At 46.4% G+C, this 13,064-nt stretch carries 8 protein-coding genes; 2 read left to right on the forward strand and 6 right to left on the reverse strand.

The annotated features are described in order from the left end of the window. Nucleotides 1-74: 74 nt before the first annotated feature. The 4 genes from AC6I2O_RS19115 to AC6I2O_RS19130 form a co-directional block, all read right to left on the reverse strand. A complete protein-coding gene (locus tag AC6I2O_RS19115; RefSeq protein ID WP_120393150.1) occupies nt 75-1,241 on the reverse strand; it encodes an AI-2E family transporter in 1,167 nt (388 codons plus the stop codon). A 105-nt stretch (nt 1,242-1,346) separates the two neighbouring features. Beyond that, complete coding sequence (locus tag AC6I2O_RS19120) at nt 1,347-3,755, reverse strand: M56 family metallopeptidase (protein WP_497743502.1); 2,409 nt, start codon at nt 3,753-3,755, stop codon at nt 1,347-1,349. Nucleotides 3,756-3,774: 19 nt separating this feature from the next. Continuing rightward, nucleotides 3,775-4,134: a BlaI/MecI/CopY family transcriptional regulator gene (locus AC6I2O_RS19125; protein ID WP_120393151.1), complete on the reverse strand. Its 360-nt coding sequence runs from the start codon at nt 4,132-4,134 to the stop codon at nt 3,775-3,777. Nucleotides 4,135-4,475: 341 nt separating this feature from the next. After that, entirely contained in the window at nt 4,476-5,486 is a 1,011-nt protein-coding gene (locus AC6I2O_RS19130) for an ABC transporter substrate-binding protein (protein ID WP_497743494.1), read from the reverse strand. Nucleotides 5,487-5,706: 220 nt separating this feature from the next. On the opposite strand from AC6I2O_RS19130, the gene AC6I2O_RS19135 reads away from it, so the two are divergent. Beyond that, nucleotides 5,707-6,606: a LysR family transcriptional regulator gene (locus AC6I2O_RS19135; RefSeq protein ID WP_497743495.1), complete on the forward strand. Its 900-nt coding sequence runs from the start codon at nt 5,707-5,709 to the stop codon at nt 6,604-6,606. A gap of 356 nt (nt 6,607-6,962) precedes the next feature. Continuing rightward, nucleotides 6,963-8,411, forward strand: coding sequence for a nucleoside hydrolase (locus AC6I2O_RS19140; protein ID WP_497743496.1), 1,449 nt, complete (start codon nt 6,963-6,965; stop codon nt 8,409-8,411). Between the two features lie 94 nt (nt 8,412-8,505). On the opposite strand, the gene AC6I2O_RS19145 is transcribed toward AC6I2O_RS19140, so the two are convergent. Both AC6I2O_RS19145 and AC6I2O_RS19150 read right to left on the reverse strand, forming a co-directional pair. Beyond that, nucleotides 8,506-11,940 (reverse strand): DEAD/DEAH box helicase, encoded by a 3,435-nt coding sequence (locus AC6I2O_RS19145; protein WP_120393154.1) that lies wholly within the window; start codon nt 11,938-11,940, stop codon nt 8,506-8,508. A gap of 78 nt (nt 11,941-12,018) precedes the next feature. Next, the gene (locus AC6I2O_RS19150; protein WP_120393155.1) at nt 12,019-13,053 is read right to left on the reverse strand and encodes a dipeptidase; all 1,035 of its coding nucleotides are present in this window, start codon (nt 13,051-13,053) and stop codon (nt 12,019-12,021) included. Between the last annotated feature and the right edge of the window lie 11 nt (nt 13,054-13,064).

Here is a 13,064-nt window from a genome sequence, read left to right on the forward strand (position 1 = left end):
TTTTCTATCCGGAATCACTTTAAAAGAATCTGTTAACCCCTACGCTCTTCTGTGATGATCACCTCATCATCTAATTATGCCGCTTTCCCATGCCGCCTCAGTCCTCTTGCCACCAGCTTCTTGATAAAATCATATATCACTGCAAACACTGGCACGCCAATCAAAACTCCGGCAAAACCAAACACACCGCCAAACAATGTGATCGAAAACAGAACCCAGAAGCCGCTCAGCCCTACGCTACCTGCCAGCAGCCTCGGTCCCAGGATATTTCCATCAAACTGTTGCAGAATAATAATGAAAATAAGAAAGATCACACAATTCACGGGGCTTGTGATCAAAATCAGCAGTGCAGACGGAATTGCTCCGATAAAAGGGCCGAAATACGGAATAATATTTGTCACGCCTATGATCACACTGATCAGTACTGCATTTGGAAAATCTGTCACAAAGCTCATAATCAGACAAAATGCATAACAAATCAGGCCTACCACAGCACTGTCCAAAATCTTTCCTGCAAAAAAACCGACAAACGTTTTATCAATAAATGCAAATTCTTTTAAAATCTTATCTGCTGATTCCGGCTGCAACGTCGCATATAACACTGTTTTTCCCTGTCTCGCAAAGATTTTCCTGCCTGCAAGGAGATAAATACAGATAATCACACCGATTCCAAGATTTTTTAAAAGAGTGAAAACCGATCCCACCGTATTGGCAAATCCACCCATGATGCCCTGCAACAGCGGCATCAGATCTGTGCTCATCCATGCTTCCAGTCTTTTCTCCACATCCAGAAGCGCTGTGTTTACATAGCTCTGAATCACCTCATTCCCTTCCAGCTCTACAGCCAGCCATTTGGAAAGCTGCTCTATGCTCTGCGGAATTGTATTGGCCAGAACTGCAATGCTTCTTGCCACCTCCGGAATCACCATGATAAGCAGAAGATACAGAACCAGCCCTGCCAGAACTATAACGAGCACAACAGCCAGGTTATTTGCCATGCTTTTTTTCTTATCAGGCAAGATCGCTTCTATTCTCCTTTGCAAAAAATTACAGGGCGTTTTCAGAAGATACGCCAGAACACCTCCATATACAAACGGGGTCAGAATACCTGTCACCCAGTACAGAGAGTTTCGTATCTGGTCAAAATTCCAGATAACAAAGAACAAAACAATCGCCAATGCCAGTGACATAAACATGGTCAGTGACTGATAAAAGATTTTTTTCCACTCTTCTTTTTTCATGCATACTCCTCCGGATTATAAATTAGCAGCTGCACAGGAAACTGTTTGATACAGGCCTTTCCCTATCTTAATTCAGCTTTTCCGGGAAGTCAAGTTTACAAATCCCTACTGTATCTCCGCTTCTCTTCGTAGTTCCTCCCGTTCATCCATTACCTCAAAACTCACCTGATCCGCAGGAATTACAATTTTAATCAGATCGTTGCTGTGTTTTTCCGCAATTTCACCGATCCGGGCTGCCATTTCATCCTTTGTCATCGCAATAAGCGTCTCCAGGTCTGTCTGATCCCAGAAAGACTTGATCTCCTCCATCACACCGCGGATACAGCGATCCCGTTCCCCTATTGTCAGATGTTTGTTATCTGCAATATGATAATTCAGAAGATACCACAAATCACACCATGCAAGTCCTTCCGTCTCTCCTTCCAGTGCTTTTGATAGAAAAATTCCTCCGTATTCCCCGGATGTTTTCGGTTTTTCCAGACTGCTCACAATCATGCGAAAGTTTTCTTCATTTGAAAGCACACAGGTCAGTTCCAGGAAATCCTGCTCTTCCTGGGAAAGATAATCGCTGTAATCATTGTTGAAAATATCTTCAAAAATCCGTTCATGACGCTCAAAATTTTCATTGCCCCAATCCAGAAGCGCCTGATTAAATTCTTGCACAGACTGTTTTTCGTAATCCGGTGTTTTCAGTACCAACAAAGATTCATAATCTGCCTCATCCGCATTTTGATCGCTGCCATTCTCTGTCTCCAATTCCGGAAGCCAATCCTCCTCTGCAACTTCTAAATCATAATCCCAGACTTCTTCCGCTTCTTCCATTTGGTCTTCCAGTTCGCCATCCAGTTCTTCCCAAATCTTTGCCAGCTCATCTAAATCCAGTTCCTCCCAGATCTGATTGCTTACTTCCTTTAACAATTCATCTGATACAGCTCCGCCAAATTCTTCTGCGAGTGCCTCCGGTACACGGTCTTTTACTTCACCTATCACCTCGGCCAGAAAATCTTCTACATTTCGGTAAGCGGTTTTGTCTGCCACATCCTGCAATATCTGAGAAACAATATCTGCTACAACAGACGTTGCCCTTCTTCCGACATTCCATTTCTTCTCCTCTTCCTCTGAAGCTTGTCGAAGCCCGGAAAGTACCCCATTTGTATAAATCGTATAAAGCTCTATTGCATCTGTACCATAGGTTGAATTCCCGGTATGTTCCGTAATCCAAACGCCATTGTTTTCGTCGAAAATGCCCCGGACTTCTTTTCCATTAAAATACATCTTCAGTCCATTACCGCTTTCATCCGGGTGATATTCCCAGATCAGTCCAAAAGGCTCATACGGCGCTAAAATCTCCTCCCACATGTTCCGGCTATCATCAAAATCCGTAAATGATTCCATGCGAATCTCAGAATCATTCTCTGGTAATTCACCGGTGATATCTGTTCTGTCATTTTCCTTTAACTGACTGGTCGTATCTGTCTTATTTGTAGATTCTGGCGCTGCAGACGTTGCAAATGTACTGCCCACACCCACGGTCAGCATTGCTGCAACCAATAGTGCAGACACGGAATTTTTCTTGATTTTCATAATTGCTGTTATCCTTTCTTCTATTGCGTTTTTGCTAAAACTGTTGCAAAGCGGTGTCAGGCCGCTCTTTTTCTCTTCCATTTGGATCAGAGTCATGGCATAAGAAGCCTTCGCTTTCTCGCCAAATCTGTGGACAACTGTTTCATCGCACGATAATTCCATATCCCGGTTTACCAAAATGTACATGACCCAGACAAGTGGATTAAACCAGTGCAGGCACAGGGCTGCCACCATAACAAGCTTTATCAGCCCATCATATCTTCGAATATGTACATATTCATGTTCCAGCACATAGGCAAGCGTCTCTCCATCTTCCCAGTCCGTCCGCTTCGGCATCAGAATCACCGGACGCAAAATCCCATAAGACAGTGGGGCCTCTATGCGGTCAGACTGGCGCACAGACAGTGGACGCAGCATCGGATGTGCCGCGTACCACTTGCGCAGTCTTTCTTCCACTGCCGGAAGAGAAGTACTAAATTCCCGATAGCATCTGAAATACGTAAAACCAAAGAACCCCAGGCATATTAGTACTCCGGCGAAATAAAGGATTCTCGCGAAAGAAAACAGCACCGACCCACTATTTTGGGAAACATCGCCCCTCACAGCCTCTGCCCGATACACTGTGTCGGTATCACGCACTTCGGACAGATCCCCCTTCGCCAGGCCAGACACCCCCTCTATAATGGAACCATTCGTTAAGACCATATTACCTGTCTTCGAATGATTATCTATCCGTTCCTGCATCGGTTCGTTTCTCTGAACCAAGGTATAAATACTGGCCGGAGAGGGCAAGGCCACCGGAACCAGCAGACGAAACAGCGCCACCATCCACAAAACCATAAATGTTTTCTTCGGCAGCTGATGAATCAACAGGGAACGGAGAATGACCGTCACCAGAATCAACACACTGCCACAAAAACTCATCTGCATCAAATTCACAGTTCTCACCTCATTCCAATTCTCCGACAATCTCCCGCAGCCGATCAATCTGTTCTTTTGAAAGCCTCCTGCGCCCCAGCAGAGCTGCGAACAGCTTATCCGCAGAACCATCGTAGATCTTGTCAATTAACTCATTCGTCTCCGCTTCCTGCACTGTCTCTTTGGCAATCAATGCATGACACATAAAATTCGGCTCAGAACGCTCAATCGCACCTTTTTTGATACACCGTTTAATCAGCGTATACGTCGTATTCATGTTCCAACCCACTTCTTCTTTCAAAACATCCGAAATGTATTTTGCCGTACAGTCACCGTTCCGCCATAACACATCCATTACCTTCAGTTCTGAATCAAACAATTTCACATCCATCCCTACACCTCACTTCATTTCTGCGCCATATCCCTGCGCCGGCTATTAACACCATTACAGCACATTGGTATCAGCGCACTGCCTCCATACCAATACACTACATTTGCATTACACTACTGCAGTAGTTTTTACGTTTTCATACTACCACAGTAGTTTCTCTTTGTCAACACACTACTACAGTCGTTTGTCATTAACATTCATTTGCACTAACATGAAACAGAGACCTAGCCATTTTATTACCAAATTAGCCCCCGGATAAAAGAAACAGGGCAATGGGTGACTTATTTGTCTGGCTCCCATTGCCCTGTTTCTTTTATCCGGGGCGTCCTCCTCCCAAAAACCTAGAACTCCCCGCTCATCTTCAGCTCTGTATAATCGCTCGGAATCTCTATTCCAAGCGATTCACAGACTGCTTTATTATACTCTTTCGTAAACTTCGGTGCATACTGAATCGGCATCGTAGAAATATCCGCTCCGTTTTCCAAAATATCTGCTGCCATTTCTCCGGTCACATAGCCAAGCTCATAATAACTGATCGCCAGAGTCGCAACGCCACACGTTCTGCAACACCCCTCATCGCCCGTCACCACCGGAACGCCGGCCGGACTACAAATATTTGCAATCAGTTCCGCATTCGCTGCAGCCGTATTGTCTGTCGGAACATAGATGAGATCACTCTCTATGACTGCCTTATTCACAACTGAACTGACATCATTAGAATCCAGAAATCCATATGCGGTACACACATACCCCCGTGTCTCAAGTTCCTGCGTCATCACATCTATCTGATACTGTGAATTAGGCTCAGCCGAACAATAGAGCAGTCCTATCATTTTACAGTCTGGAAACAGTTCCTGTATCATATCCGCCTGCCCGTCGAGAGGCGCAAGATCTGAGGTCCCTGAAACATTCCCTCCCACAACACCATCAAAATCCTCCTGCGACAGAGCCACCGCATAATTCGTAACAGAGGTGCCGAGAATCGGAATCTCACTCGTTGCCGTTACCGCTGACTGAAGCGCAGGCGTGGCATTCGCCAGAATCAGGTCTACCTCTTTTGCAATAAATCCATTCATGATAATCGGACACGTATGGGAATCCCCCTGCGCATTCTGTTCATCAAAAATCACCTTTTCTCCCAAGCGTTCCTGCAAAGCCGTCTTAAAACCCTCTGTCGCTGCATCCAGCGCCTCATGCTGCACATACTGACAAATCCCAACAGTAAATGTATCTGTTTCTGCCTTTACTTCTGCCGCGCCTGCACAAACAACCATCATACCGGAAAGCATAGCTGCCCCGGTTACAGCCGTACAAAACATCCTTCTATGAAACATTCCATTCTTTCTCTTCATCCCACATCTCCCTCTCTTTATCTCAATACCGTTTTTCTGTCATTCATGCATGTTCCATACGTTTTATGAAATCCTGCGTTGCAGCTTTCCATAAGCTGCATTATATATTATACTGATTTTGTGTCATGAAATCAATGTCTGGAAAACGCATTGTCTTTTTACTTTACCTGGATTTCCGGAAACATGGCATATAAATAAATCAAAAATATGGAGGTTCCTCATGGATTTTAAAAACCTGAACACATTTATTTATACTGCGGAGCTTTCCAGTTTCACGCAGGCTGCTGAAAAACTCGGCTACTCTCAGTCCACCGTATCCTTTCAGATCAAGCAGCTCGAAAATGAGCTTGGTGTCTCTTTGTTTGAGCGTATCGGCCATACCGTTTCACTTACGGACAAAGGGTCTGAAGTTTTGCGCTATGCGCATCAGATGAACCAGCTGCTTCAGAAAATGCAGGAAACCACACAGCCACATCAGGAAGTCCACGGCCACATCCGGCTTGCCATGGCAGATTCCCTCTGCGGCGTGATTGCTGATAAACTCTTCGGATATCTGCGGACAAACTACCCGGGCATCACAATAAAAATCATTACAGCAGGAACAAAAGAAATGTTCCGCCTCCTTGACCAGAATGAGGTGGATTTTGTTTATACGCTGGACCACCATATCTACAACACAGATTACATTATTGTAAAGGAAGAAAAGGAAGATGTCCATTTCGTCACAGGCGCCGGTAATCCGCTTCGAACTGCCGCCGCACTAAGTGCCGCAGATCTGACGCATGAACCCTTTATCCTGACCGAAAAAGGGATGAGCTACCGGCGTATCATGGATGAACGGCTGGCCAGCGAATCGCTTGAGATAAAGCCTGTCTTTGAAATGGGAAACACTGACCTGATCTGCCGGATTCTTGAAAAAGCAGGTAACTTCATCTCGCTTCTGCCGGACTACGCAACTGTATCTGCTGTGCGTGCGGGAAAGCTGGCTTACCTGAATGTAAAAAACTTTGAAATTGATCTGTGGGCGCAGCTTCTCTATCATAGAGACAAATGGATTTCTCCCCAGATGGAAGCAATCATAGATCTGTTTACAGACGGATTGCCCGCAAGTCCTTCCTGACATACCTTTTTCACATACATTCTGATCAGACAGTTCTTTCAGAATATAGAAATGCCCTCATCAGTACTTATCGTTTCTTTTACATAGCTGGAGATTTTTATTATTTGTGTATTTTTGTTAGATTTTGTTCTATTTTACCGCTTCTTTTATTTGATTTAATAGGATTTTCTTAATTTTCCTTTTTGTTTTTTCATTAAAAATAACACACAAACATGTCTCACCGTGATTCTTGTCACGGTGAGATCAAATATTTGAATTTAGAATTAAATTATTATATTAATGAGTACTATGCTGCAAACTGCCTTAGTTTTAGCAGTTTTGTTGTGAAGTATTCCTATTCACGGAGGTATCAGAGTATGAAAAAAAGAAATTTAGCAGTAGTAGTATTAGGGACAGCTGTTTTCGGAATGTTTGCAAACACAATGCCCGCTTCCGCAGCAGCTGCAGAGGCACCCGCATTCGTACAGTACGAAGGGGAATGGCCTGCCCCCGGCAACGAAGTGGCAAATATTATTTATGACACAGACATCGCGGACGACGTAGACGATGCCGGAGCACTTGCCATGTTGCATTCCTATGCAGAAGAGGGACGTGCAAACATACTGGCAACCCTGTGTAACAGTACCTGTATTTACGGAGCATCTTGTCTTGAGGCAATCAACATTTATTATGGCCGCCCAGATATCCCGGTCGGAACGTACAAGGGAGACGCGGTACTGACTCCGGACAGCTATTATTACTGTAAGCCTGTAACCATGAAATATGAAACTACGTTGCGCGACGGAGCCGATGCAAGAGATGCCGTAGAAGTATATCGTGAAGTACTCTCTGCACAGCCGGACAACAGTGTAACGATCGTATCCGTAGGTTTCCTCTCAAACCTGACAGCACTTCTGAACTCCGAGCCGGATCAATACAGTGATCTTGACGGCGTAGAGCTGATGCGTCAGAAGGTAAAACTGGTTTGCTGCATGGGCGGAAATTTCCAGGATTTTGATACCGCTGAATTTAATTTTATGTGTGACCCGGCTTCCGCACAGCTTGTTGCTGACAAATGTCCTGCTCCAATCGTATATACGGGCGGAGAAATCGGCTCAAAGCTTGGCACAGGTTCCCGCCGTTACGAAATGGAACTGGATAACCCGGTTCGTATCAGCTACGACGTTTATCTCACCGACGAGACCGGTGAAGGAACACGTCCGAGTTGGGATCTGACCGCTGTTATGTATGCCGTAGAAGGACTTGGGGATTACTGGACTCTGGAGCGCGGAAACGTAACCGTATTTGACGACGGAAAAGATGCATTCGAAAAGAATGAAGAGACTGGTGCAAGAGCATTCCTTGTAGAGAAAATGGACCCGGCCGATGTGACCGCAAGACTCGATGAAGTGATGCTTGCAGCAAAGAAAAACAATCCGAACGGAAAAGACGTATCCTTTATGGATAACTGCAACTGCCGAATCAGCTACGCCGGCGGCGACAGAAACTGGGGCAACTGGAATGGCAATGATATGAACTTTGCAAATGCTCCGGGCGCTACCATGGAATTTACCTTCACAGGCACAAGCCTTGATCTGTATGGCGGCAAAGGTCCTGACCAGGGTAAATTTACCGTAGAGATCGACGGACAGCAGGTAGCCGAAGTTGACACTTACGATGCGGTAGAAGAAATCACCTGCTGTATCTACTCTCTCAGAGATCTTGAGCCGGGCGAGCATACCTTCAAACTCACGATTCTGGAAGACAAAAACCCGGAAAGCAGCGACACCTTTGTTCGCATTGACGGCGTAAAGCTTGTAAAATAAAACAATAGTTGCCTTCTTAAAATCAGCGCCCCGCTAGTTTATATAAGCGGGGCGCTGATTTATATCATGATAGAGTTTGCAAACCATGCATATGTTACGGCACCAGCAGCTCCAGCAATTCCTCACGGCTCATGGCGCCAAGCCGTCCTGTCTCGCCTCCGATTACCTGCTCCGCCAGATCTTTTTTGGTCTCCTGCAGGTTCTGGATCTTTTCTTCTATTGAATGTTTTACGAGAAGCTTATAAACGGTCACGTTCCTCTGCTGACCAATCCGGTGCGCCCGATCCGTAGCCTGATTCTGTACTGCCAGGTTCCACCACGGGTCATAGTGAATCACGACATCTGCCCCGGTCAGGTTCAGCCCGACCCCTCCGGCTTTCAGGGAGATCAGAAATACCGGTGTGTCGCCCTCATTGAAGTCCCGCACAAGCTTTAGCCGTTTCTCCTTCGGGGTACTGCCTGTAATCGTATAATAAGCAATCCCGGCCTCATCCATTTCCCGCTGCAAAATTTCCAGCATGGAAGTAAACTGCGAAAACAGTAAAACACGGTGACCGCCGTCAATGGCACTTCTCATTAATTCAAGCGCTGCCTCCAGTTTCGCCGCTTTGCCTCGGTAATTTTCAAAACACAGCGCCGGGTCACAGCAGATCTGCCGCAGTCTTGTGAGCTCGGCCAGAATTTTTATCTTGTTTTTGTTGAATTCCTCTACGCTCTGTCCTACAAGTCCTTCCTTCATGTGAAGTACCTGGCCGTCGTACAGTTTCTGCTGCTCATCTCCCAGACGCACATAGCGAATTTCCTCCATCTTTTCCGGCAGATCTTTCAGCACATCCTCTTTAAGCCTGCGCAAAATAAACGGACCGACCATTTTCTGCAGCCGTTTCATAATATCCTCATCACCGCTTTTCACAATCGGCAGTTCCATCTCCCGTTTAAACACCTCATAGCTATACAAAAAGCCTGGCATCAGATAATCAAAAATGCTCCACAACTCGCTTAAACGATTTTCAATCGGCGTACCAGTCAGCGCAAAACGCGTCTGGCTCTGTATAACCTTCACAGCCTTTGCCGCCGCTGTCGTATGGTTCTTGATATACTGCGCCTCATCAATAATCTCATAATGAAATTGCAGACCCTCATATTCTGCAATATCCCGTTTCAGTAAGTCATAAGAAGTCACAAGTACATCCGCCGTCCTGGCCGCTGCGATTTTCCTGCGCCGTTCCTCCTGCGTCCCTGTAATGAGCGATACAGAAAGCTCCGGCGCAAACCGCGCGAGCTCCTCACCCCAGTTAAAAACAAGCGATGCCGGACACACGACAAGCGACGGTGCTAACGCTTCCTTGCCTGCCTCCTGCTGCTTCCTTGCCAGAAGTACGGCAATTATCTGCAACGTCTTTCCAAGTCCCATATCATCCGCAAGAATGCCGCCAAACTTCCAGACTTCCAGCGTGCGCAGCCATTTATAACCGTCTTTCTGATAATTCCGCATGATTTCGGAAAGTTTCTCGGGTTCTTCAAAGTCTGCATCCTTCACGGTTTTAAATCCCTTGACCATTTCGCGGAAATGACTGTCCCGGCGGCTGTAAACGCCTGCGTTCTCCTCCAGCAGTTTGTCAAGATACAGCGTCCGGTACATGGGAAGCTGCAAATTTTCTTTGGTCAGCTCCTTCGGTTTTAAATGCATCGTATCCATCAGCTCAGAAAGCATCCCAAACGACGTATCCTCCAGACTGACAAAAGCACCGTCCTTCATCCGATAATATTTTTTCTTCTGACGGTACATAGAAAGCATCTCAAGAAGCTCTTCCTGCGGAACATCCTGCGTCAGTATCTTCAGGTCCAGCATTCCCGAAGACACGGAAACGCCGACTGATACCCGGACACGTTTCACGACACGGTAATTCAGGAAACGCTTTGTACACTGCACTTCTCCGATCTCCATCAGCTTCGAAACGCCGTTTTCCATTACCTGATAGATCCGTTCTTCATTGCCGTCACAGTGCATGGTCATCTTATCCCAGTCAACCGCCGGAAACCATTTAGACGCCAGATAAACAATCTCCTGTTCACGTCCCAGATCCCGGTACGGCTCGATTCCCTTAAAATCCCATGCCGACGCTTCTATCACAGACAGTTCTTCTTCCCCATATCTGGCGAAAATACGACAAAATGCATTGTTATCCTCCACATCCAGATAAAATACAAACTGGACCTCCGGTGGCAGATAAGCATGAAAATTTTCCGGTTCCGTCTCTGAAATTTCAACGATTCCCTGCAAGCCGGGCAAAATGCGGTAATAAAATTCTGCCATATGGTTCCTGCCAACTTCAAACGAAAAATTGTCGCCATCTGAAATATCCGACAACGGTTCCATTTTTTCCAAAAAATCTTTCCCCACTCGGCAAAGCTTTTCTCCATCAATATAATAGCCCGTTTCGGTCCCGCGATATAGCTCCGGCAGCGTTCCATTCACTGTAATACCATGAAATGCCTGATCATTTTTTATTCTTTTCCGGGAGATTTTCATCGTCACATGCGGATTGCCCACGCCGCAGCAAAGCATTTGTTTTTTCTTCTGCGCCGCATCTTTGTCCTCGAATTCCACTGACGTTTCTCCGAGCAGACTGTAAAACTCATCCAGTCTCCAGCCAAACAAAGCAAGCACACTGCCAATTCCTACCCTCCGGTATGCCTGATAATCGTGATTTTGCAAAAGCCGCTGACCAAACATCGTTTCTTCCTGCACAATCCGATTGATAAAATGAATCCATTCCTTTCCCTTCTGCGTAAAATTACTGATGCTGTGATTCAGCTCCGTATTTGACCCGTATACCAGCGTTGCGCTGTCCCTGACCGCCTGACAGAACTCATCCAGCTTTTTTACAACAAAGAGTTTTCCGGCGCCCACCTTAAATGAGACCAGAAGCTGACCACCCTTCCGAATCAGACGTGGCAACAGCTTCAGGCTTTCTTTCTGCGTCTGGACATCTGATAACAGCCTGGTAATCTGTTTTTCCTGAAAAGCCCTCAGCACCAGCATACCGGTACGGTCTGTAGCGTCGCCCAAATTATGGGCGCTCAGATAATCCTCAAGCATTGCCAGCGTCCCTGCTTTATATGGACAGTTCGTTTTATTCGTGTACCAGGCGCTGTAATAATCCCTGCGGCACTTCGGACACGCACACATAGCATACGTAATCTTTGTGCGGGAAAAAGTCATTTTTATGCCAAATTCCTCTTTTCCGTTTTTACCGACTGCCTCGATTTGTCCAATATTTCCTCCGCTGAGCCGATCATAGCCATAAGAAACTCTTTCTATTTCCAGCTTTCCCTGCTGCAAAAGCCGCGCTCCATCCCTTACCGCTGTCTTCGGTATCTCTACGGAACACCGAATCGCGCTGCTGTCAAAATAACTGTAATTCTCGAGCTTACGCAACGCTTCCTCTGCCCCTACCAGATCAGACGCTTCTTTCCAGGAGGCTCCCAGAAGTGTGTATTCCGTATCATTTTTTTCCTGCATCATCAAGCCTCCCTACTTATATTAAAAAACTTAGATGTCTGTTTTTCCTAAGGCTTCTCAACGCCTTATATTCTGCACGTTCTATCTCCACGCCTCTCCCAACACGCGGCGGACATTCCCCTGCCACATGGCTTCGATCTCCGACACGGTAAGTCCTGCCTTTTTCAGTGCATGCGCCAGACGCGGCATTCGTGCTGGCGTACCGATCTCTAAGTTTCCCGTAATGCCGTCAAAATCACTGCCTATTGCCAGCACACCACTTCCACCGACGTTCCGGATATGCAGAACATGGCGCACCATATCCCTGATACGACTTTCTCTTTTTCCATCCTCAGTCAGAAAGGCCGGCGCAAAATTTAGTCCCATAACGCCGCCCTTTTCGGCCAGAGCGCGTATCATATCATCCGTCAAATTGCGTGGATGACCGGTCAGGTTACGGCTATTGGAATGCGTTGCAACAAACGGCTTTTTACTGATCCGCACTACATCCCAGAAGCCCCCGTCCGACAAGTGAGAAACATCCACCACAATCCCTATGTCATTCATTTTTTCTACCATCCTGGCGCCAAACGGCTTCAGACCCTTTTTCATTACCGATGCATCCCGTGAGTTCGGAAAGCCCAGCGTATTCTCATGATTCCAGGTCAGACTTGCAATGCGGACTCCCCTCTCATATGCCTCATCAAGGCGTCTTTCACATTTGCCAATCACACCTGCATCCTCAATCGTAAACAAGACACCGATTTTCCCTGCCTCCGAACAGCTATCCAGATCTCCTGTACTGAGAATTGGAAAAAGTACATCTGAATGCCGCTTTAAGAGCCAGTCTTTTTTATCTGCAATAAAACAAAAACGCCGCCACGGCAGAACCCGCCGCACGGCCTTCGGATAATGCCCGGTCGGTACGTAAGCAGAAAAACACTGTACCTGCGTATAGCCCCTGCGCATACGTTCAATATTCACCATGCGCCTGCTCCGTTCCAAGTTCTCCATCGGACAATGCATCATCGTAATCGTGTCGCTGTGTAAATCAATATAAGAAATCATACACCTGGCCTGCCCCTTTCGTCCATCCAGCCAACAGAAACAACCTCCCCGCGCTGAAATCTTTTCCATCTATCCTCCGT

It is taken from the genome of Blautia sp. St.27G3, from assembly GCF_059728505.1.